Origin of the sequence: Chryseobacterium bernardetii, assembly GCF_003815975.1 — a bacterium.
Lineage (GTDB): Bacteria > Bacteroidota > Bacteroidia > Flavobacteriales > Weeksellaceae > Chryseobacterium > Chryseobacterium bernardetii.
This window is the reverse complement of the sequence record NZ_CP033932.1, coordinates 4,933,720-4,955,773: the sequence shown is the minus strand read 5'-3', so window position 1 is coordinate 4,955,773 and position 22,054 is coordinate 4,933,720. Positions and strand designations below refer to the sequence as shown.

Below are 22,054 nucleotides of genomic sequence, written 5' to 3'. Positions count from 1 at the left end.
ATAATTGGTTTTTAAGATCGCGAATGGTCAGTTTTTGCTGGTTACAAAACTAATGATGAATGATGATGAGTGAAAGCTATCAGTGAAGTTGATGATTGAATATTGATTTTTTTTAACAAAATCTTTAATTGGTTTTGCTTTGAGAATTATTAACTTAGTTTCCAAAGCCATAAGTATATGAAAGTTAATCTTAAAAGGATAGTTGTTGTTATGTTTTCTTTCGTCATTTTCAATTGCAGTGCACAGAATGAAAGTAATTTTAAGACGAAAGAGGTTTATAAATCCGACAATCTGGTCATCACGCAAATTTCGGAAAATACTTTTATCCATACTTCCTTTAAACAAACTAATGATTTTGGAAATGTTCCCTGCAACGGGTTGGTTGTAAGAAATAATAATGAAGCTATTGTTTTTGACACGCCTACTCATGATAAGGATGCAGAAGAACTTATCAAATGGATTAATGAAAAACTCCATTCAAAAATTAAAGCAGTGGTTCCAACACATTTTCATGATGATAGCCTGGGTGGCCTGATGGCGTTTCACAAAAAGAAGATTCCTTCTTATTCCTATTCAAAGACTATAGAATTAGCCAAAGAAAATCACTTTACTGTTCCTCAAAATAGCTTTAATGATTTTATTATTTTAAAAGTAGGCAATAAAAAAACGATTACAAAATTTTTCGGAGAAGGACATACAAAAGATAATACGGTTGCTTATTTCCCAAGCGAAAATATATTGTTTGGAGGATGTTTATTGAAAGAACTTGATGCCAGTAAAGGATATTTAGGTGATGCTAATGTTTCAGCATGGTCGGATACCGTTGAAAAAGTTAAGAAAGAATATCCGGACGTAAAGATTGTGATCCCGGGGCATGGTGAATATGGAAACGGAAAGCTATTGGATTATACGAGCCAGCTATTTAAAGATCAATAACCACTTTTACTTTGCAAAGCCAATGGTGATTTCCAAGCTTATAAAAATTCATCAGAGAAGCGGATTGACAATTCACTATTTACAAAAAAAGCCTCATGACGGATGTATGAGGCTTTTTTATATAGCAAATGTTTTTTAACGGTCGTTGTTGGATGTTTCTTCACCAATGTTCCAGGTAAGACCGAAACGAAGGGTATTATCCAATGCTGTATTCACTTTAGACATATTGATCAGGTAAGAAAGATCAAGTCCGAAAGAACGGTACTTTAATCCGATACCGGCAGTAGCGAATTGTCTTGCTCCCTGTTCTTCACTTTCATGGAAGTAACCTCCTCTTACTGAGAAAGCATTGTCATATGAATATTCTAAAGCACCACTATACATAATGCTGTTTGGATTTTTAAACGATTTTCCGATACCTGCTATAGGGCCTACGTTTGGAATTTCATATTTAGGTCTTCTGTAAGCATCTACCCCTACATATTCAGATCCCGGTACCAAAAGTTTTGAACCTTCTACAGAGATTCCGATTCTGTTCAGGTCATCCAGATACATATCATACCCAACCCCTAATCTTGCCATGGTAGGAAGATAGGATCTTGATTCTTCATTTCCGGTATAATCAAGCTTTGGACCCAGGTTTTGTATGGCAAGACCTGCATTTAATTTACCGTCATATCCTCCGAAACTTGAGAATCTTTCTGACGTATAATATGCTGAAACATCTACAGCAAAAGAGTTGGCTGCTTTAAGGGTGTTATCTGTATTGAATCCCCCAGCTAAGTCTGAACGGATAAATCTACCGGTTACAGCCATGGAGTAAGAGTCAGAAAGTTTCAGACCATACGCCACATCAATGGAAAACTCGTTAGGTTTTGATACCCCGTTTGAAGTAACGTCATTACCCACTAACTGAGTAAGGTCTACCTCACCCATATTAAAGTAATAGATACTTGCGGAAATGGTGGACCTTTCATCCTGGCCAAGGAATTTATGGAATGCTCCGTATAATAAGAATACATCGTTGGTAAGTTTTCCCATATAGGGTGTATAGGTAAGACCTATGGAAGAACTTGTTCTGCTGAAAGGATATTTAGCTGCATTCCAGAATTGTGAAAATGCATCAGGAGAGGTCACCACCCCCTGATCTCCCATACCTCCCGCTCTTGCATCTGGCGCAATTCTCAGGAAGGGAGCTCCGGTAAGTACTGGGTTTATTTGTGAATAGCCTAGAAAACCAGCACTTAACCCAAGTCCTAAAAGCAGTTTAGTAGTTAAATTCATATGTTGTCTTTTATATATTATCAGTTTTTTATAATTTTTATTGTCTATGTGTTACTCAATTATTTCAAAAGTACCATTTTTTCTACAGCTGTGGCACTTCCTTTGCATTTTTCTTGGTTTTGACTTTTTGCAAATATCTTAAAAATATATGTACCTTTTGCAACAGTAGCCCCAAAATCATCTCTTCCGTCCCATTCTATAGCCTGACGAGGGGTTCTATAGCCCTGAAGGAAGGGTTCTGCAACTACCGGTTGAGATAAAGTTCTTACCAATCTGCCGGTTATGGTATAAATCTGTACATTCACATCCAGGATATCATCACAATTATGTTCAAACTGAATATACGTTTTATTGGTGAATGGATTTGGCCAGTTCAACGGACGGTTGATCGTCAGATGTTGGTCTGCTTCATCTTTAACCTCAAAATTTAACGTTGTAGTTGTTGAATTATTGTTTATATCCCAAACTTTAAATGTTAATTGGTGCTGCCCAACCGGAAGATTTCTGAAAGGGTAGCTTACATTTCCTTTTTGATATTCGGCAAGACTTGGATTTAGACATCCGTTTCCTTCACCGGGAGAGTAGAAGTCATTCAGGATAACCGTATTGATAACCTGACCATCTAGATATACGGTAATATCATGGCCTACACCTGATCCGGTAGAGTTAATTCCTGTATCGTCAGTAAGACAAGCCAGAAGCATCGGGTTCTGATTGGTAATTCCACCATCCGCAAAGTTGGTGTTGTTCATGTACAGTTTTACTTTTGGCGGCTGGTTGTCATTAATTCCATTAGGGTTAATGTCTCCCACCTGAACAGACTGATTATTGAATACATCGGTTACCTTATTATCAGCATATCCTAATATTCTTCCTTCACCAACAGCATAATTGATATCCTTAGGAACATAGAATTCTGCAGTAAATACACCATTTACAGCCAGCCCGGAAGCTTTTACGATTGCACTTCCTTCTTCAGTGTAATTCAGAACAGGATGGCTCCAGTTATTGTTGTTCAGTGTTTTTTTATTCAGTCTTTTATCAAAAATATTAATGGCAACTCTTCCGTTGAAGGCAGTATTCAAACTTCCGTTAGGATTATTGATATGGCCTTTTACTTTAACGAAGTCAAGACCTCTTATCAATCCCGGAACCGGAGTTTCAATATTATCAATGACTAATAGCCTTTGAGGTCGGCTCAGTTTCATGGCAGGATCTCCCAATACATTTACCCTGAGGTGATTAGGATTGCCTCCAGTTTCTTTTTTTGCATTCAGGTGAGCGTAACCCAAAGTATTAAAATCATCACCTGTTAATTTAAAAATATGTTTGGTGAAAGTATCTGTGAAGCTTCGCCCATAATCAATGGCTATAGCACGGCTGGAAGTAATCATAGAAGCGGGGCCTCCTTGCTTTAATTTTATGAACTGCTCACCGGCAGAATTGGTAGAGGGTTCATCCCATAACGTAAATTCACAGGTTATGGTAGATACAAACGGAAATCTGCTATATACGTTGGAGAAATTATTGGAATTCTGGATTTCAGTACTGGTTAATACTCTTTCCTGAGCCCAACCGTTGATTCCTCCATGTCCAAAATAGAAAAGATATAAACTGTTTCCTATACTGTTAGAAATGGCTTGGTTTACCTGCGGATATCTAGGCCCTCCCGCAGTACTTTGCATCGTAAAAGCATCCTGATACAGCTTTTTTACATTGTATTCTTTCAGGGTCTGTACTCCTGGCTGTTCAAATACATTAACCAGTGCATTGTTCATCACATTATGGAAAGGGCTTCCGCCTTCTTCATTATCATCTACAACAAAATCAAGCTTCATTCTCCAATCTCCAAAAGGACTGGATTGGCCTGGAAGTGCATTGTAATAAGCCAGAGTCTTATCAATCATATTGGCCGCTTCTGTGTTATTGGAAGCAGGAATTCTTCCTACGGGAAGGTTGGGCAGATTGTACAGTATGCTGGTTCCGGTCTGAGGCTGTGTCATTACAATATAGTCGTCTGTAACGAAAGACTGTACATAATCTGAAGAATGTTCACTTTGATAGGCTGAAACAATATTGTTATTATTGGGAACTCTATTCTTATAATCATAAGATGCATCTCCAAGAATAAATACATATTTAAGCCTTCCTTCCGGAGTATTTAATTTTGTAACGAAATCTCTTACGGCAGTAAGATCTTTACTTCCGTTTCCAAATTCTTCATAGACCTTATTAACGTCTACAATTTCTACCTTATAATTATTTTTTGTCTGATGATAATTGGCCAGCCTTTGTGCCTGTCCCATCAGCTCCGGTACGGTAAGAATCAGATAATCTATATTGCTGATTGCTGATAGGTTCTGATTGGCAATTCTTCCTACAAACTGTGGGGTGAAAGCTGCATCTGCACGGAAGGCAACAAATTCATTGTTGAAATACTGGTCAGAAGCCTTATATGCAAAATTGAAAAAGCCGGCTCCCGCTTTATTCACTCTTCTGTTGGCGTTAGTAATATCTGTAACGTCCCATACCTGTTCCAGACTGGATGCATTGGAAATACTGAATCCATAATCGGTATTACTTCCGCTCACGATAGAATAATCCCTGAAATTCATCTGCGAACCATTGAATGAAAGATTCTCTTTGTACTGTACTTCAAGATAGTCAAAATAAAAAGCCCCATTAGGATTTGCAGAAATATCAGGAGTGTATTTCAATGTGATCTGATTTCCTGTCTGATTGGTAATGCTTCCGTTATACCTCATAGGGTAGAACATATACGAATAGGTAGGTTCATCAGTAGGAACCTTATCATGAAACGGATTCAGATCATTAATTTTAATATCAATAAAATTCTGTTGTGATCGGTATCCTACCACCTGTGACCTGTATTTTATAACATCCGTAGGCTGCATAGGAGAGTTAGTAGTAAGGGTGATTGTCTTTTCAGTGGTGAAAGGAGTTTCTTCTACCCATATTCTTCCTACTTTCAATAAATTAGTCTGATCATTGTTGATAACCTGGTAGCTGTCATACCGGGTTATCATTTGAGCAGGTAAGTTTCCGTCTACAGTAGCAACTCTTTTTCCGGCGCCTTTATCAAAATTGATATAGTAGTAGGAAAAGTCATCATATATATTTTTGAGATTATTACTGGCATCTGTTCTGGTCTCTTTTCTTTTAAAGCCATTTCCGTTGCTGGTATCATAAAGGTTATATCCATTAGGTCCCTGGGCATAGAACAAAGCATAGTCGTTATCATTCCATACTCCGTCATCTTCACCCACTACCTGAATGGCATTTTCCTGTAAAGAATTATAGCGGGGATCCTGATTGAATTCAGGAAGCATAATACCGCCATTTCCATAAATTCTCATATTCTTAGGATTTACAGAAGCGGGATTAATTCCGTTATCTCTTAAAAACTGTGCGGTAATTTTAAATATTCCGGATTTGTCTACCTTTATTTTGTAAAAGTTCCCGCTGGCAAGGGGGGTATCGGTAGTTCCTATCTTATTGACGCCTCCATAAGTATTAACTGGAGTGGAGGCTTCGGAAACATTAAAAGAAGACAGTCTCAGAACACCACTTTTTGTCTTTTTAAATAAACCTACACTAATGCTGGCATATCTTTCTCCATCTAATGTGTAATAGTTAACTTCAGCAATATCACGGTCAGGTAATCCACCTTTATCCAATTCAAATAAATCCTGGTTAGAAACACCATCCCAGGCAAGGTCAGAAATTTTTAGCTCCTTTTCTCCGATTTTTTGCTTTGTTACTATAAAAATGTTATTTTGGCTGAAAGAAAAACCTCCATTTTTAAAATTTGGAAGATTTAATTTTGAATCACCAAAGTCCTGAATTTTTGAACCATCCCATTCTATGGTGTTTTTTTGGGCGTAAAGTATTGATGTAAAAGCGATTAAAGATAAAAGCGTGATTTTTCGTCTCATGTTTATTATTGAAATTGCTAAATTACAAAATAAATGAAAATTTTAGAATTAAATTGTAATACAATAAAATTAATTTGTTATCGTTGTTCAAAAAAATCAAATCTTTATTTGATTTATTGAATAATTTATTTTTTCTTTGTACTCTTGAAAATATTTATATCGACTATGAAAAAACTAAAGTTGTTTTCATTAATAGCATTAAGTTCTACACTTGCATTAACCAGCTGTGGCGGATCAGGGACCAGCAAAGGTGGCGGTACCAAAAAATTTGTCAGTAAAACGGGTTGGAAACCAAACGAAAAACAGGGTTGGTTTTTTGCAGGAAAGCAACAGAAGCAGAAGGGTTGGCCGGGAATGGTATATGTAGAAGGTGGAACTTTTACAATGGGATTAGTGAAAGATGATGTTATGCATGATTGGAATAATACACCGCGCAGAATGCAGGTGAGTTCATTCTTCATCGGAGAAACAGAAATTACTAACTATGAATACCGCGAATACCTTACATGGTTGAAGTATGTATTCCCACCAAGTGACCCTAGTTTTAAGGAAATCTATAACGGGGCTTTGCCAGATACCTTATTATGGGATAACAAATTATCAAGAAACGATTATCAAGAAACTTATCTGCGTTCTCCGGAATTCGATTACTACCCTGTGGTAGGTGTTTCCTGGACACAGGCAAACAGATATTGCGAATGGCTTACAGACAGAGCAAACGAAAAAGCTTTGATGCAGGCAGGTGTGATTGCTAAAGATTTATATATCAACGAATCCAATAACCAGGGTGGTACAGCATTTAACATGGATAAATTCAAAGCGAATGATCCGGAAATGCAGGGATATATCAACGAAAAAAGAATGCAGCAGAAATCCGGTATGAAAACTACCAACCAGAGATTGCTGGCTGCCAACAGAGCTCCGAACGCTGCAATGGTTCAGAAATTCAGACTTCCTACTGAAGTTGAATGGGAATATGCAGCTTTAGGAATGGCGAAAAACAGAGAATACAACCAATACCTGGGTAAAAAGCCTGAAATCGAAAGGTTAAGAGGTACCAAAGGAAGAGATAGAGGAATGTTCCTTGAAAACTTTAAAATGGGTAAAGGAGACTATTCAGGTATTGCCGGGTGGAAAAACGATGGATCTGCGCAAACATCAGATGTAAGACAGTATCCTTCTAACGACCTTGGTATCTATGGTATGTACGGTAACGTTGCAGAATGGACTGCCGATGTTTACAGACCTATCATTGATGAAGATTACAATGATTTCAACTACTATAGAGGAAATATGCCTCAGGCTATCGTAAGAAACGGTGACGGAACCTATAAAATGATAGACGAAGGTACCATAAAGTATGATACCCTGGCTGATGGAAGATTAGTATACAAAGGACTTCCAGGGCAGTTTGAGAGAGAAACAATTGCTGATTACAGAAACTTTAGAGACGGAGACAGACAATCTTCTTTAGAATACAGAAGTGAATCAGATTCTGCTTCAGGATTTAATATGTACAATGCACCTCGTAAGAGATTTGTTGTAGACGGAAGCGGAAGAGTAAAAATGATGAAAGATACTAAAGACAGAACTTCAGCAATCTCTAACGATGTTAGAGTAGTAAAAGGAGGTTCTTGGCAAGATACTGCATACTGGCTTGATCCGGGACAAAGAAGATATAAAAATCAAGGTAAAGCTTATGGTTGGATTGGTTTCCGTGTTGCACAGGATGCCAGAACTAATGATAAGAGCAGAACAAGAAGATAATATTTATCAAAATACTTTTAAAAAACCTTCCGGATTTTCGGAAGGTTTTTTATTTTTGAGCAACGAAATTACTTAGCTGGAAAACTCAAGTATAAGAGTACAGATTGAGTAATTACTATCAGAAAAAATAGATATTTCCCAATGAATATAGAACAGTTTTATCCTTTATTTTTACAGGCCGACAAAGTAACGATCGATAGCCGAAAAATAGCCAGAAATGATATCTTTTTTGCCTTTTCCGGCGAGAATTTTAATGCAGCAACGCTGGCAGAGAAGGCGATAGAAGAAGGTGCTTTGGCTGTAATTGTTGAACAGCCAGAATTTGAAAATAAAGAGAAAAATATTTTCTATGTTCCGTCTACTCTTGCATTCCTGCAGCAATTGGCCATTTATCACAGAAGCAGACTTACTATTCCTTTTATTGGCCTTACGGGGAGTAACGGGAAAACAACAACAAAGGAACTTATTCATGCCGTGCTTTCCGAAAAGTTTAATGTTCAGTATACCTATGGAAACCTGAATAATCATATCGGAGTTCCGTTAACAATTCTTTCCATTAAGCCTGAACATGAGATGGCTGTAATTGAAATGGGAGCAAACCATCAGAAAGAAATAGAATTTCTTTGTACCATTTCACAACCGGACTTCGGGTATATTACCAATTTTGGAAAAGCACACCTGGAAGGTTTCGGTGGCTTTGAAGGAGTGATTAAAGGGAAATCTGAGCTTTATGATTATCTTAAAAAAAATCATCAGACTATTATTGTTAATGAAAATGATCCTATTCAGGTTGAAAAAACAGAAAGCTATTCACCTAAGATCACTTTTGGAAAAGCGGAATCCGAATACAATTTTGAACCTTTCTCAGAAGATCATTTTGTAGGATTAATCTATCAGGGAGAAAAGGCAGTATCTAAACTGACCGGAGACTATAACTTCACTAACCTTTGTGCAGCAGCAAGCCTTGGTCTTCATTTTGGAATCAGCTTTGATAAAATCAGACATGCCGTAGAACAGTATACCCCAACCAATATGCGCTCACAGGTAGTGAAAAAAGAAAACAGAACGCTGGTGCTGGATACTTATAATGCCAACCCAAGCTCAATGACTGCTTCATTGCATAACTTTATTACTTTTGAAGGCAGTAAAACCATTATTATCGGTGATATGCTGGAATTGGGTGATGAAAGCAAAAAAGAACATCAAAATATTTTAGAGTTAGCTAAAACACTCGGTTTTGATACCATCATCACAGTGGGAAAACACTTTAAAGGAGTGAATTCATCAGAGCTGGCCTTTGAAAATACTGCCGAGCTTTCTGAATATTTACAGCATCATAAAATTCAGTCAGAAAATATACTGTTGAAAGGATCAAGAGGAATAGCGCTGGAAAAGGTAATTGATTTTATTTAGCCTTTAAAGCCCAGAACTCTTTTACAATAAGTTTAATATTCTTGAATGTGCTTGGGAAAACTTCATCTTTAATCTGAGTGGTGTTTTTCCAGGCAACTTCAGTAATTCCTTCCTCAATCTGTGGTTTGGAAGTATCTTCACCATTGAAGTTCATTTCAAACCAATGCGTGCATTTCAGGATTTTTTCACCGTTTCTTTCAACATAGATATGATAGGTGGTGTTAATGAACTGTACAAGCTCTACATCCCTTAAGCCGGTTTCTTCTTCAATTTCCCTTACCGCAGACTCTTCCCTGGATTCTCCTTTTTCCATTTTGCCTTTTGGAAGATCCCATTTGCCCAATCTTCTGATGAAAAGCATTTCACCTTCAGGGTTAATAACAAGCCCTCCGGCAGCTTCTATAATTCTGAACAGCTTTTGGAACTCCTGCCAGATCTCATCAATATTTTCACCATAAACATTAAGTTCGTTTACAGAAGTATTTTCTAAGAGGTCCAATGCGATCTCTAAAGTAGTGAAACTTTCATACCCCAATTTTTTTTCAAGTTCTTCGGGATGTTTAGATATCAATAATTTTTTTTCGTTCACAAAAACTTTATACATCTCAGAAATTTATAGTTAGTATTGATCCTTAGAGGGTAATGGTTTTAAAAGACCGGGAAACAGATTGTTTTTATCAGGCTTTTCACCATAATTTATACGCAAATATATCAAATTATAGCAATAAAATAAGTCAATTTACAGGCTTTATTTTTCTTAAAGGGAGCAAATGTTTGGTTTACTTCAGGTAAGATTCTTTCCTTTAAAATAAGTGTAATAGCTGTATTGCTCTTATTTATGTTTCAAAACCTGACATACTGAATATCGTATTATAGAACCCAGCCACTGGAAATTCTGATTCGGCTGGAGCATCCAGCTTTCAAAAGTATGCTTTGGATAACGTCTTTGTTGATTTTTTTTATAATTTTGTTGTTATCGTAAATATAAAGAAGCTTATCTTTATAAGAATTTAAATACAGAATAAAAAAATGAATTTAGAAGGACGAAAAATTATTGTCAATAAATCATCTAAGGAGCTAACTGAATTACTGAAAACTCCTGAAAACTACAAAGATTTCATGCCGGATGGTCTTCAGAAATTTGAAACAAGAGATAACGGTTTCAAGTTCGGATTACAGGGAATGCCGGAAATTGCATTGAAAATTGATGAGGTAAATGATCAGAAAGCAGTACTGAAATCTGCAAGTTCAAGCTTGGATTTCTCTTTAACAGCTACTTTAAATCCGATCAGTGAGAACCAGACTGAAGTTCAGATGTTATTTGAAGGAAAATTCAATCCGTTCATCAAAATGATGGTAGAAAAGCCATTACAGAACTTTATCAATACATTGACAGATAAGATCGAAGCCTATAAATAATAAAAAAACCTTCACTTCTGAAGGTTTTTTTATTAACACTACTGTTGCTTTTAAAAAGCCCGGCATTTAAATCCAAACCTGCCGATCCTTCTGCTAATTGCTGATAATTATGTTCCTCATCCCGGTAGGGCGTGAATATTGTTGGAAGTATTGAAACCGGTACAGAAATAGTTCATCCGAGGAAAAAAGATGCAGAAAATCCTTTTCAAAGAATAGAGTATAGCCTTTCACCTTTTCCTGAATTTTCCAGCCACGTACTTGTCTGGGACTTGTGAAAATAATGGTTTATGGAGCTATCTTGATCTTATTTTCATCTAATGTGAAAATTCCTGTTCCTTCTTCAATGAAAATGATTTCGTAGAAACTTAGCTTATGCAGCGTATTATCTAATACATAACGATTCAGTGTTTCGATACGTCTGATATCCAACAGAAGCTCCAGTCCTATTTACATGGGAGAAAATGATGTGTTTTAACTTTTGGTACTGATGTCATTTTTTCTCATTCCAAAGATGAGCTAAAAATACAAAATTTCAGCTGGCTGTAATATTGGCAAAGTGAAGATCATTACAGTTAAAGACAAGAGTAATGATTGAATTTTATCTAAGCGATTAGTCCGGAACAGTGGTCAATAGTACTTCCTGTAGCGGAAGAAAGAACATTGATTTCATTATTTATTCTTAAAACCCCCATAAAAGCGAAAATTAAAGCTTCTTTATATTCAATGATTTCCTTTTCCGGGATAATGATCTCAGATTTTGTTTTTGATGTTATTTTTTCAATTAAAAAAGTATTATAAGCGCCGCCTCCGGTTATCAAAATATCCTTTATACTATTCTCATTGATTACTTTGGAGATCTGCTGGGCAATATGCTCTGTAAATGTAGCCAGAGCCTCCATCGGAGCTATATCTTCAAGATTGGGAAATATATGCTGATGACACCATTCTACTCCCAGCGATTTGGGATGCATCTGCTGATAAAAGTCTAAAGAATTAAGCTGCTTCAGCAATATTTTATTTATTTCTCCTTTTCTAGCCAGATCACCATTTCTGTCAAAGCTTTCATTTAGCTGTTGGGCCAGGTAATTTAGAACAATATTAACAGGAGCAATATCAAAAGCTATCCTTTTGCCTCCTGATATCATAGAAATATTCGAGAATCCGCCAAGATTAAGACAGGCATCATGCTGTGAAAAAAGCAGCTCATCGCCTATAGGAACCAGAGGAGCTCCATTTCCTTTCATCAGAACATCCTGACTTCTGAAATCATAAAGTACCGGTATGCCTGTTTCTATTTTAACAGCTCTGCCATCACCAATCTGAAGGGTGAATTTTCTTTGGGGCTGATGAAAAACCGTATGACCGTGAGATGCAATAAGGTCTATATTTTTAAGCTGATGTTTTTCTATAAATTCTTTAACTTTTTGCCCCAGATAAAAGCCGTAGTCAGAGTGCAGCTCTAAAAGATCTGTTACAGAAAAATGAATGGAATTTCTGAGTTTATTTTCCCAGTCAGTAGAATAGGGAAGGGTTTCCGCTTTCAGGATCTGAAAATGCCATTTGTCCTTTTTTTCAAATTCAGCAAGACAAATGTCTAAACCATCTAAACTTGTTCCGGACATGAGCCCAATGGCAAGCGTTTTCATGATAACAGAAGCTATTTTTTATTTTCAGAAAGCCTTTTAGAATTAAAGTCTCCCGAGTTGTTATAGAAAGTATATTCCGAAAAATCGTCTTTGGCAGTCATTCCATTAGCACCTACCAATGTAGAGCCGTCTTCCATCGTTACATATACGGTATCCTTGGTATAGATTCTTTTTTTTACCTGGTCCCAATATACACTCTGCATGGCAAATTTTTGTCCCTCGTTGGTAGTGATCCTTACATTACCTTTTGCTTCGTAAAATTTTTTGTAATCAAAAAACTTGGCATATTTAGCTTTAATGGTTCCCGGTACCTTTGGCTTTTTCTTATCAAAGAATTCAATGTCAATACCTTTTCTGGCTACGGTATAGGGGCTGTCAATAAGCTCATATTTTTCAATAATTGGAGCTTTGGCCTTAAGGATTACAAATCCGGAATCACGCTGTACTATATTCGCGTTATTAATGATCTGTGAAGGAAAGTTTTTGCTGTTATTCCCATTCTTTTTGGTAAGGTCTTCTTCACAGGATGTGAATATAAAAAATATAGCACAACTAAAAAGGTATGCTATATTTTTATATACTATTTTTTTTGAAAAATTCATTCTAGTTATAAAGAGCCTTTCTAAACCATTTATCAGCAAAATTGAAGCCGACTTTCAGGTTAATAAAGTTCTGGTTGATAAGATTGTTCTGAAGAGTACCTCTCTTACCTATTTCTACACCAATTTCTAAGCCGCTCATTCTTGTAATACTGCTGTTTTTGAACGGAAGCATTACCCCGGCAGAAATACCGAATTTGTTGATGCTGTTCCCTTCCAGTTTAAGGTTTCCTCTTTCATAGAAAGCACCATATCTGTAGATTACTCTTGAGAAGTAGCTTCTGAAGTTATTATAGTTAGGCAGATACCATCCACCGGCAGAAATTCTGTAAGTATCCTGTAAGCTGAAAGATTTTCCGAAATAGGAAATATCTTCTCCTTTTTTATAATCAATCTGCCCGGAAAGGAACCAGTGATTCTCGCTTCCATATCCAACCCCTACAGATGCCTGTAAAGGAAGAAGGTTTTTAGATTTTGTTTCCTGGTAATCAATAGGAGTGATATCTGTTTTGGTACCTGCAGCATCAGCATATCTGTAAGTACTGTTGGTATACTCAGTGGTCATATTACCGGTATTCCCAAAAGTTGCTGTTGCCCCTATCGTTAATTTCTTATCAGTACGGCTATTCAGTTTCTGGTAGCTGGTACCTAAAGTAAAGTTGAAGTTTCTGATTCTGTTTTTGGTTTCATAACCCGTAAGATATTCTGAATTTTTAGCACTGAACTCAGTAAGGTCATACAAGTCTCCAAAATATAGGTTCGCTCTAGCCCCTACGGAGAATTCCTGGTTAATTTTATAAGATACGGCAACCGCTGCAGTATTTAAAGTACCACTACCTTTAAATTGATTTTGGTAGAGGATATTTCCGTCGGCGTCTTTCTGCGGACTCAGAATATCATAGCTTTTTGAACTGTATGGCTGGTAGGTAAGTCCCATTTTAACCTTTGAGGAAATAGGAAATGCCAGTGAAATATTGGAAAGGTACGTAGAATGCTTTGTAGATTTCATATCGTTAAAGTTCGATTTGAAATAGTTGTTTTCGTTGGTAGCTTCCAGTTTGATACTTGTAAGTTCGAAATTCGCGTTGTTGGCAGGGTTAGCAAAATTGAAGTTGCTGGTGAAATCACTTATAAAAGCGGTAGAAATACCTCCCATGGAAGAAGTTTCGATCGTATTATCATATTTTACATCCCCAATTCCATATTTTGCATACGGAGAGTTACTTAGACTCTGTGCATTCAGAAAATATCCAACTGATATGAATGATACTACAAAGATTTTTTTCATTCTTTATTTTTAAAACAATGCGCAAATATCTTAAATATTAATGAATTGTAAAAATTATATGTGGTTAAAGTTTGTTAAGGGCTTTATTATGGGGAATTTTTAATCTTTATATATTATCGGTGTCAATTGTTAATCATCAGTTTACTTTATCTACCAATCTGTATATTTAAATATTATAATTCACCATTCACAAATTTAACTCTGAATTCTTCTCCAGTTTTTTTATCTTTGAAACATGAATTGGGAGAACATCGCCGGACAGGAAAATCTGAAAAAACTTCTTAGAGAAAGCATCGCCGAAAACAGAGTGAGCCATGCCCAGCTTTTCGTAGGAAAGGAAGGTTACGGAACATTACCGATGGTGTTGGCGTATGCAAAGGAGATTTTAAGTAAAGAAAATGAGCATGCTGCTTCAAAGGTTGAACATCTTAATCACCTGGATCTTCACTTCAGTTTTCCCGTGTTTACGGATAATAAAAATTCCTTAAGCAAAAATAAATTTGAAGAATTCCGGGAAATGATTCTCGCTTCTCCATATGCAAGTTATGATGACTGGACTGCCTTCCTGGAATCAGAAAACAAACAGCTTTTTATTTCCGCTGATGAAATTGATGACCAAAACCAGAAATTTTCATTAAAAAGTTTTGAAGGGGGAACCAAAATTCTGATTGTCTGGAGAGCTGATAAAATGAATATAGCCGCATCAAATAAATTTCTGAAATTTCTTGAAGAACCACCCGCGAAAACCATTATTCTTCTTACTGCAGAAAGTACCAATGATATTTTGCCCACTATACTTTCCCGTACTCAGGTAGTAGAAATTCCCAGAATCCTTGATGAAGATATTGAAGTCTATTTAAAAAAGAATTTCTCTGTAACTGAAGAAAAAATAAGAGAAATTGTTCATGAAGCACAGGGGAATCTTAATGAGGCTGTCAAACTTCTGAACTCAGGAGACAAAAGCAATGAATTTGAAAAACTCTTTGTACAATGGGTTCGTGACGCTTTTATGGTAAAGAAAAAACCAGAATATCTGAGAAGTATAATTGTCTGGGCAAGAGAAATCGCTGGCTGGAACAGAGAAAAGCAGAAAAACTTTTTAAATTACTGCTCTGAGATTTTCAGGCTGGCCCTTCTTCAGAATTATCAGTCGGAAAACCTCGTGTATAAAAAGATCGATGCCAATGGCTTCAATTGGAACGGTTTTTCAAAATTCATCAGTGGAGCCAATATTGAAAGTATTCTCGAAGAAATCAATGCCGCAGATCTGCATCTTACCAGAAACGGAAATCCTAAAATAGTATGGACAGACCTTGGAATAAAATTATCAAGATATATCCATAAGAGCACATAAATAAAAACTCCGGAAATTTTCCGGAGTTTTTATCTTCTTGATGTATTTCAAATTAAACTGTCTTCTTATCTTTTGCAGTTTTTTTGTTTTTTAAAGTATTCTCTGCAGTTTTTGCTTTTGCATCACATCCTTTATGATGAGCATCAGAACAAGCTTTTTTATCTTTTACAGAACATTCTTTTTTGTCTTTTCCAGCGCAGCAGCCACCTTCTTTAGGTTTTTCCTGTGCATAGCTGAAAGCAAATAAACTGATAGCAAGAATGGAAATGAATTTTTTCATGATCTTCAATTTTTAATTGGCTAAATGTAATACTTTTTTGCTTACGTAAATGAATTTTGAAGAAGATTACTGGTCAGAGATCTATGGATTCATTATTTCTAACGCCCTGTTTACAAAATAGTATTGATAATCAATGCACTTTACCTTCGGTCGTCAGGGCACTTTGTTCAGTAAAGAAATTTATTTATGGGCTTCTAATGAGGCCTGGAATTCCTGAAGTTCTTTTTCCATGAAATCAGGATTGTTGAGTTGCTTCCGTACCGATTTAATATTACCAATAGTACTTTCAAGGGCGGTTCTGAACCATGGAAATTCCTGACTTAAAGAAGTAAGTTTAGCCAGGGCTCTCAAAGGATTTTCGCTCTGAGCCAGTTGTACAGCATGTTCATATCTGAAAACAGGGCAGTAGTAATATTCTTCTGCTACATAATCCCATATATCATTATCAGCTTCTGTATTCATAAGATAAAGCATGGCGAAAATGGAAGAATCTGTGTAGCCTTCGGAGAATCTGAAACAGTCGAAAACAGATTCAGTATCATTCCGCTGGATCTTTTTATCCAGTACTTCATGAAATAACTGATGGGAAAATTCTTTTTCAGAATGATTTCCTATGATATGGAGCACTGTTGCATATTCTACTTTTACAGCATCATCTTCCTGATGATTGTGATATGCTGTTTCAATATATTCTTTGGCTGCAGGATTATCCAGCAATGCACGGTGAAGCTTTGAAAGTGCAACAAGTTCTTCTTTGGTGAAATGTCTTTTATCAGACATTTTTTTCTCAAAATATTCTAATGCCTTTTTAGGGTAACGGTCTTTTACGAATCTTTCAATCACCTGCCAGTCTTCAAGTTTGTCAAATTGAGAATGATCCCAGAAACGGTAAAACAAAGACATACGGTCCCATTTGGACTGAATACCTTGCCATTCATTGAAAAGTTCTTGGTAAGCGGGAAGTATATTGCCTTTTTCGTCTTCAGTTTCAACAGTAATATGAAGTCCCGGATCAGAATAAAACCGTTTGAAAGCCTCAATCATTTCAAGATTGAAATAATTGCCGTCCTCACTCATGGTAGGGGTGGTGGTTTCCTCTTCCTCTACCGTAATGTTTGTTTCTTCGGGAATTGGGGGCAACTTTTCTTCTGATGGAACAGGGATCTCTTTACTAATTTGAGCTGTGGTTTCTACAACCGGGGACTCATTTTTTAAAGTTACTTCATTTGTCTGATTTTTTTTCTTTTTCTTCCATTTAAAAAGGAAATCAAATAGGCCCATACATTTAGTTTTTTGTAAATATAGATTAAATCTTTATTAAAAAATCAATCAATCGTTTGATTTGAGCAAAAACTTATGTAAATTTGCCCCCTGAAAAATGGAAGTGATATGATTTCAAAAGAAGAAAATATATTATTTGCTGCTGAAAAGCTCTTTGCTGAAAAGGGTTTCGACGGAACTTCAACCCGTGAAATCTCCAAAGCAGCGAATGTAAATATCTCGATGATCTCTTACTATTTTGGATCAAAAGAAAAGCTTTATGAGAAATTGGTTGAGTACAGAATGAATGAAGGACAGTTTTTTTCAAGGGATATTGTAGAAAGAACAGATCTGAATGAATGGGAGAAAATTGAAAAAATAATAGATCAGTTTTCCAACAGAATAAGGAATCAGAAATGTTTTTACAGGATTATGCAGCGTGAACAGCTTCATACCAACAATCCACAGATCGTAGAGTTTTTGAAAGAAACCAAAATGTCATTCCTTTCTATGTATTCCCGAATACTGGAGAACGGACTGAAGAGTGGCGTTTTTACAAAGAATCCTCCTATTTATCTGCTTCATTCCACCATAAGCGGAACTTTATTCTATGCATTCAATGCCAAAGAAATGTATAAGGAATTCCTGAATGATACAGAAGATGAGGATGTTTTTGACGAAAAATTTTATACAGAACTTAACAAACATATAAAACATTTATTAAAAGACCTTTTAGGTTATGAAGAGAATAAATAACTCAGTGATTGCATTATCACTATTCGTAGGAATAGCAAATGCAAATGCTCAGGAGAAAAAGACCCTTTCTCTTGACGAAGCTGTGCAGCTGGGAATCCAGAACAGCAAGAATCTCAAGATCGATGCAGCCAAGATCGAGGAGGCTACCGCTGATCTTTTGGAAGCTAAAAACAGACAGCTTCCGGAATTGAAGGTTTCAGGAAGCTATATGTATCTTCCGATAAAACCCAATGTAGACATCAAACTTCCTGGGATGTCAGGAGCAGGAGGCCCGGAAATTCATCAGGTATTGTATGGTTCCGCGAATCTTAGTGTACCAATTTACAGTGGCGGAAGAATCAAATACGGGATCCAGTCTGCAAAATATCTGGTAGAAGCATCAAAACTAAGTACTGAAAATGACAAAACAGCCATTGCTTATAATGTTGCCCAGGCTTATAACAACTTGTTTAAAGCCAACCAGTCGATTAAGGTTTTTGAAGAAAACCTGGCCGCGTCCCAAAAAAGGGACGAAACTTTCCTTAAAATGGAAAATAACGGACTGATTGCTAGAAATGACAGGTTAAAAGCCAACCTTCAGACATCTAATATCGAACTGCAGCTGCTTGAAGCCAAAAACAATTACAATATTGCCAATATCAATATGGACTTGTTATTAGGGCTTCCTGAAACTACAGAGATTGAAGTAGATCAGAATTATATTGAAGAAGGTTCTGAGGTAAAGCCTGTTGATTTTTATATAAACGAAGCCAGAGAAAACCGTAAAGACCTTCAGGCTTTGGTTCAACAGAGAAAAGCCGCAGAATTGGGAACAAAGGCGGCCAAGGCTGAGAATCTTCCGTCAATAGCATTTACAGGCGGATATGTAGCAGCAGATATTCCTAAGTTTCTTACTGTATACAACGCCGTTAACGTAGGAATTGGTATCTCATATAATTTATCCAATATCTGGAAAGAAAATTCATCATTAAGACAGTCTCAGGCAAGAGAAAAGCAATTAGCTGCTACGGATGAATTGCTGAATGATAACATCAAGCTTGATGTGAACAGAGAATACCAGAATACAGACTACTCTAAAAAAAGAATTGCTGTTTTCGAAAAATCTGCTGAGCAGGCTAACGAAAACTACAGAATTACAAAAAATAAATATGACAACGGCCTTGCAACCATGACGGAATTATTGGATGCAGACGCTGCTCAGATTGCTGCCAATGTTGGCGTAATCAATGCAAAGGCAGATGCTGCTTTGGCATACAGAAAACTATTACAAACAACAGGAACTTTAACAATTAAATAATCAGATCGAAACCAAAATGGAAAATAATAATACACAGGCAGCTGAACCTAAAAAGAAAAAAAGTTTAGTTTTTCCTATCATTTTAGCAGCCGTAGTGATCGGAGGAGGTATCTACGGCTACAGAGCTTATAGCTACGGGCAGTACCATGAAGAGACTGATGATGCTCAGATTGCTTCCAATATGGCACCGGTAATTTCTAAAATCTCAGGATATGTAGCTGAGGTAAGGGTAAAAGATAACCAGTTCGTAAAGAAAGGGGATACTCTTGTTATTTTAGACAATAGAGATCAGAAAATGGCTTTGGATCAGTCACAGGCAGCATTATCTACAGCAAAAAGTAATATTTCTACAGCAGAAGCAACAACTACTGCTACTTCTAAGAATATCAACAGTTCTGAAGCAGCAGTTGCAACAGCCAATGCACAGATTGAAGCAGCAAAAGTAAATGTTTGGAAAACGTCTCAGGATTTGAAAAGATATGCAAATCTTGTAAAAGATCACTCCATTACAGAACAGCAATATGAGCAGGCTTTGGCAGCAAAACAATCTGCAGATAAGCAACTTCAGGTATTGGTAGAGCAAAGGAACCAAATTGCTCAGCAGACTACAATTGCTTCTTCTCAAACGGCTGCTAGTTCGCAGCAGATTAGTGTTGCCAGCTCAGTAGCGAAACAGAGAGAAGTAGATGTGGAAAATGCTAAATTGAATTTGTCTTACACTGTCATTCTGGCTCCGGAAGACGGATATGTTGGGAAAGTACCTACACAGCCAGGTCAGTACCTTCAGGCAGGCGCTCAGTTATTTGCTTTGGTTAAAAATGACCAGAAATGGGTAGTGGCGAACTTTAAAGAAACGCAGGTAGATAAAATGGTAGAAGGGCAGAAAGTGAAAATTGAGATTGATGCTTTCCCGGACAAAGAATTTGACGGAGTAGTAAGTTCATTCTCTCCGGCTACTGGGGCTACATTCTCTATTCTTCCTCCGGATAACGCAAGTGGAAACTTCGTAAAAGTAGTTCAGAGACTTCCTGTAAAGATTGATTTTGTAAATCTTGATAAGAATATTGCAAAAAGATTAAGAACAGGAATGAATGTGAAGGCTGAGGTTTCATTGAAATAGTATTTATGTACTTACGTAAAATGTATTTATGATGAATTGAAAATCATTAATACATCCTACATTTTACATTAATACAAATATTCAAATAAAATTATGCAAGATTCATTAGTAGAATATGGAGCCCGAAGAGTGATTATTACAATCACAGCTATTCTTTGTGCTTTGCTTGAGATTGTGGACTCCACGATTGTGAACGTTGCCCTTAATGAAATGAAAGGGAACCTGGGAGCTACACTTTCAGAAGTGGGCTGGGTAATTACTGCCTATGCCATCGGGAACGTAATTATCGTACCGATGACCAGCTGGCTTTCTCAGCAGTTCGGGCGTAGAAATTACTTTGCAGCTTCCATTATCATATTTACCCTGTTTTCATTCCTTTGCGGAAATGCAACAAACATCTGGGAACTGGTATTTTTCAGACTGATGCAGGGAATTGGTGGAGGGGCCCTTTTGGTGACTTCACAAACGATCATCACAGAGTCTTACCCGCTTGAAAAGAGAAGTATGGCACAAGCCATTTATGGTTTGGGAGTAATTATTGGGCCAACATTGGGTCCGCCGTTAGGAGGATATATAGTTGATAACTACAGCTGGCCATATATTTTCTATATCAATATTCCGATCGGGATAGCAGCAACACTGATGACGCTTCAGTTTGTGAGAAGCCCGAAATATGCTGAAAAACGAAAGGTTTCAGATGTTGACTGGCTGGGAATTGCTTTATTGGCCGTAACGGTAGGTTCACTGCAGTTTATTCTGGAAAGAGGTCATGAAGAAGACTGGTTTGAAAGCGGAATGATAGTAGCCTTTACCATAGCCGCCATTTTAGGATTTATATTATTCCTCTGGCGGGAGCTTACCTTCAAGTATCCGATTGTGGAACTCAGGGTATTGAAAAACGGAAACTTAAGGATCGGTACAGTCATGTCCTTTGTATTAGGATTCGGGTTGTATGGGTCTACTTTTATTGTTCCGCTATATACACAGAGTATTTTGGGATGGACGGCCCTTCAGTCGGGAGCTTTGATGATCCCGGCAGCTTTAACAACAGCCTTTATGATGCCAATCATCGGAAGGTTGCTTACAAGAGGAGCGAAACAACAGATATTGGTTTCTCTGGGGCTATTTATCTTCTTTATTTATAGTTTCTGGGGGTACAAAATTCTGACTCCTGATACAAGTAAAGACGCTTTCTTCTGGATGTTGATTGTGAGAGGAGCAGGATTAGGATTATTGTTTATCCCGATTACATCCTTGTCATTAAGTACCCTTAAAGGCCAGGAAATTGGCCAGGGTGCAGCCTTTACCGGAATGATGAGACAATTAGGAGGGTCTTTTGGAATTGCAGCTATTACCACTTTTATAGCCAATGCAGGTCAGAAATACAGAAATAATCTGATTTCCCACTTAGACGAAAACAGTTTTGATGTTCAGCAAAGACTGGCTGCTTTGAAGTCCAGCTTCATTGCTAAAGGAATGACTCCTGATGCTGCCATGAATGCCGCTTATAAAATGCTTGACCTATCTGTCACCAAACAGGCAACAGTATTGTCTTATATGGATGTATTTCTTTATCTCGGTGTAATATTTTTAATATGTATTCCGTTTATCTTATTTATAAAAGAAAGAAAGAGTAAAGAAAAAATAGATTTGAGTGAAGCCATGCACTAAATTTTAAT

Annotated in this window: 17 protein-coding genes; 9 read left to right on the top strand and 8 right to left on the bottom strand. The window is 36.9% G+C overall.

The window, feature by feature from the left end; translation table 11 throughout:
• Positions 1 to 177 precede the first annotated feature (177 nt).
• Entirely contained in the window at positions 178 to 936 is a 759-nt protein-coding gene (blaCHM, locus tag EG339_RS22495; RefSeq protein WP_123872250.1) for a CHM family subclass B1 metallo-beta-lactamase, read from the top strand.
• A gap of 135 nt (positions 937 to 1,071) precedes the next feature.
• On the opposite strand, the gene porV is transcribed toward blaCHM, so the two are convergent.
• A complete protein-coding gene (porV, locus tag EG339_RS22490; RefSeq protein ID WP_123872249.1) occupies positions 1,072 to 2,220 on the bottom strand; it encodes a type IX secretion system outer membrane channel protein PorV in 1,149 nt (382 codons plus the stop codon).
• Between the two features lie 59 nt (positions 2,221 to 2,279).
• Entirely contained in the window at positions 2,280 to 6,176 is a 3,897-nt protein-coding gene (porU, locus tag EG339_RS22485; protein ID WP_123872248.1) for a type IX secretion system sortase PorU, read from the bottom strand.
• 165 nt (positions 6,177 to 6,341) lie between these two features.
• Here porU and gldJ point away from each other — a divergent pair, with 165 nt between their 5' ends.
• Complete coding sequence (gldJ, locus tag EG339_RS22480) at positions 6,342 to 7,943, top strand: gliding motility lipoprotein GldJ (protein ID WP_123872247.1); 1,602 nt, start codon at positions 6,342 to 6,344, stop codon at positions 7,941 to 7,943.
• A 141-nt stretch (positions 7,944 to 8,084) separates the two neighbouring features.
• On the top strand, positions 8,085 to 9,356 hold the full coding sequence (locus EG339_RS22475; protein WP_123872246.1) for a UDP-N-acetylmuramoyl-tripeptide--D-alanyl-D-alanine ligase: 1,272 nt from the start codon (positions 8,085 to 8,087) through the stop codon (positions 9,354 to 9,356).
• On the opposite strand, the gene EG339_RS22470 is transcribed toward EG339_RS22475, so the two are convergent.
• A complete protein-coding gene (locus tag EG339_RS22470; protein WP_123872245.1) occupies positions 9,349 to 9,960 on the bottom strand; it encodes an NUDIX hydrolase in 612 nt (203 codons plus the stop codon). The genes EG339_RS22475 and EG339_RS22470 overlap by 8 nt on opposite strands.
• A 425-nt stretch (positions 9,961 to 10,385) precedes the next feature.
• Between EG339_RS22470 and EG339_RS22465 the strand changes: the two genes are divergently transcribed.
• Positions 10,386 to 10,775, top strand: a complete 390-nt coding sequence (locus EG339_RS22465) for an SRPBCC family protein (protein ID WP_123872244.1) — start codon at positions 10,386 to 10,388, stop codon at positions 10,773 to 10,775.
• A 602-nt stretch (positions 10,776 to 11,377) separates the two neighbouring features.
• Here EG339_RS22465 and EG339_RS22455 read toward each other — a convergent pair.
• The 3 genes from EG339_RS22455 to EG339_RS22445 are packed head-to-tail and all read right to left on the bottom strand — an operon-like array spanning position 11,378 to position 14,308.
• Complete coding sequence (locus tag EG339_RS22455; RefSeq protein ID WP_123872243.1) at positions 11,378 to 12,421, bottom strand: anhydro-N-acetylmuramic acid kinase; 1,044 nt, start codon at positions 12,419 to 12,421, stop codon at positions 11,378 to 11,380.
• An 11-nt stretch (positions 12,422 to 12,432) separates the two neighbouring features.
• Positions 12,433 to 13,023, bottom strand: coding sequence for an LPS export ABC transporter periplasmic protein LptC (lptC, locus tag EG339_RS22450; protein ID WP_123872242.1), 591 nt, complete (start codon positions 13,021 to 13,023; stop codon positions 12,433 to 12,435).
• A 1-nt stretch (position 13,024) separates the two neighbouring features.
• Complete coding sequence (locus EG339_RS22445) at positions 13,025 to 14,308, bottom strand: hypothetical protein (protein WP_123872241.1); 1,284 nt, start codon at positions 14,306 to 14,308, stop codon at positions 13,025 to 13,027.
• 235 nt (positions 14,309 to 14,543) lie between these two features.
• On the opposite strand from EG339_RS22445, the gene EG339_RS22440 reads away from it, so the two are divergent.
• On the top strand, positions 14,544 to 15,662 hold the full coding sequence (locus EG339_RS22440) for a DNA polymerase III subunit (RefSeq protein ID WP_123872240.1): 1,119 nt from the start codon (positions 14,544 to 14,546) through the stop codon (positions 15,660 to 15,662).
• A gap of 52 nt (positions 15,663 to 15,714) precedes the next feature.
• Here the strand turns inward: EG339_RS22440 and EG339_RS22435 are convergent, their stop codons facing one another.
• Together EG339_RS22435 and EG339_RS22430 are read right to left on the bottom strand one after the other, a co-directional pair.
• Positions 15,715 to 15,942, bottom strand: coding sequence for a hypothetical protein (locus EG339_RS22435; RefSeq protein ID WP_123872239.1), 228 nt, complete (start codon positions 15,940 to 15,942; stop codon positions 15,715 to 15,717).
• A gap of 180 nt (positions 15,943 to 16,122) precedes the next feature.
• Positions 16,123 to 17,223 (bottom strand): hypothetical protein, encoded by a 1,101-nt coding sequence (locus tag EG339_RS22430; RefSeq protein ID WP_123872238.1) that lies wholly within the window; start codon positions 17,221 to 17,223, stop codon positions 16,123 to 16,125.
• 108 nt (positions 17,224 to 17,331) lie between these two features.
• On the opposite strand from EG339_RS22430, the gene EG339_RS22425 reads away from it, so the two are divergent.
• The 4 genes from EG339_RS22425 to EG339_RS22410 all read left to right on the top strand — a co-directional run bounded on the left by EG339_RS22425 (position 17,332) and on the right by EG339_RS22410 (position 22,046).
• Positions 17,332 to 17,958, top strand: a complete 627-nt coding sequence (locus EG339_RS22425; protein ID WP_123872237.1) for a TetR/AcrR family transcriptional regulator — start codon at positions 17,332 to 17,334, stop codon at positions 17,956 to 17,958.
• Entirely contained in the window at positions 17,942 to 19,255 is a 1,314-nt protein-coding gene (locus tag EG339_RS22420) for a TolC family protein (protein ID WP_123872236.1), read from the top strand. Before EG339_RS22425 ends, EG339_RS22420 begins: the two co-directional genes overlap by 17 nt.
• A gap of 16 nt (positions 19,256 to 19,271) precedes the next feature.
• Positions 19,272 to 20,375 (top strand): HlyD family secretion protein, encoded by a 1,104-nt coding sequence (locus EG339_RS22415; protein WP_123872235.1) that lies wholly within the window; start codon positions 19,272 to 19,274, stop codon positions 20,373 to 20,375.
• Between the two features lie 93 nt (positions 20,376 to 20,468).
• Positions 20,469 to 22,046 (top strand): DHA2 family efflux MFS transporter permease subunit, encoded by a 1,578-nt coding sequence (locus EG339_RS22410; protein ID WP_123872234.1) that lies wholly within the window; start codon positions 20,469 to 20,471, stop codon positions 22,044 to 22,046.
• The last annotated feature ends 8 nt before the right edge of the window (positions 22,047 to 22,054 follow it).

Coding starts and splice junctions, on each gene's coding strand:
- lptC (WP_123872242.1), bottom strand. CDS start 13,023: ATGAATTTTTCAAAAAAAATAGTATATAAAAATATAGCATACCTTTTT.
- EG339_RS22415 (WP_123872235.1), top strand. CDS start 19,272: ATGGAAAATAATAATACACAGGCAGCTGAACCTAAAAAGAAAAAAAGT.
- EG339_RS22430 (WP_123872238.1), bottom strand. CDS start 17,223: ATGGGCCTATTTGATTTCCTTTTTAAATGGAAGAAAAAGAAAAAAAAT.
- EG339_RS22425 (WP_123872237.1), top strand. CDS start 17,332: ATGATTTCAAAAGAAGAAAATATATTATTTGCTGCTGAAAAGCTCTTT.
- blaCHM (WP_123872250.1), top strand. CDS start 178: ATGAAAGTTAATCTTAAAAGGATAGTTGTTGTTATGTTTTCTTTCGTC.
- EG339_RS22420 (WP_123872236.1), top strand. CDS start 17,942: ATGAAGAGAATAAATAACTCAGTGATTGCATTATCACTATTCGTAGGA.
- EG339_RS22470 (WP_123872245.1), bottom strand. CDS start 9,960: ATGTATAAAGTTTTTGTGAACGAAAAAAAATTATTGATATCTAAACAT.
- EG339_RS22455 (WP_123872243.1), bottom strand. CDS start 12,421: ATGAAAACGCTTGCCATTGGGCTCATGTCCGGAACAAGTTTAGATGGT.
- porU (WP_123872248.1), bottom strand. CDS start 6,176: ATGAGACGAAAAATCACGCTTTTATCTTTAATCGCTTTTACATCAATA.
- EG339_RS22435 (WP_123872239.1), bottom strand. CDS start 15,942: ATGAAAAAATTCATTTCCATTCTTGCTATCAGTTTATTTGCTTTCAGC.
- EG339_RS22440 (WP_123872240.1), top strand. CDS start 14,544: ATGAATTGGGAGAACATCGCCGGACAGGAAAATCTGAAAAAACTTCTT.
- gldJ (WP_123872247.1), top strand. CDS start 6,342: ATGAAAAAACTAAAGTTGTTTTCATTAATAGCATTAAGTTCTACACTT.
- porV (WP_123872249.1), bottom strand. CDS start 2,220: ATGAATTTAACTACTAAACTGCTTTTAGGACTTGGGTTAAGTGCTGGT.
- EG339_RS22475 (WP_123872246.1), top strand. CDS start 8,085: ATGAATATAGAACAGTTTTATCCTTTATTTTTACAGGCCGACAAAGTA.
- EG339_RS22410 (WP_123872234.1), top strand. CDS start 20,469: ATGCAAGATTCATTAGTAGAATATGGAGCCCGAAGAGTGATTATTACA.
- EG339_RS22445 (WP_123872241.1), bottom strand. CDS start 14,308: ATGAAAAAAATCTTTGTAGTATCATTCATATCAGTTGGATATTTTCTG.
- EG339_RS22465 (WP_123872244.1), top strand. CDS start 10,386: ATGAATTTAGAAGGACGAAAAATTATTGTCAATAAATCATCTAAGGAG.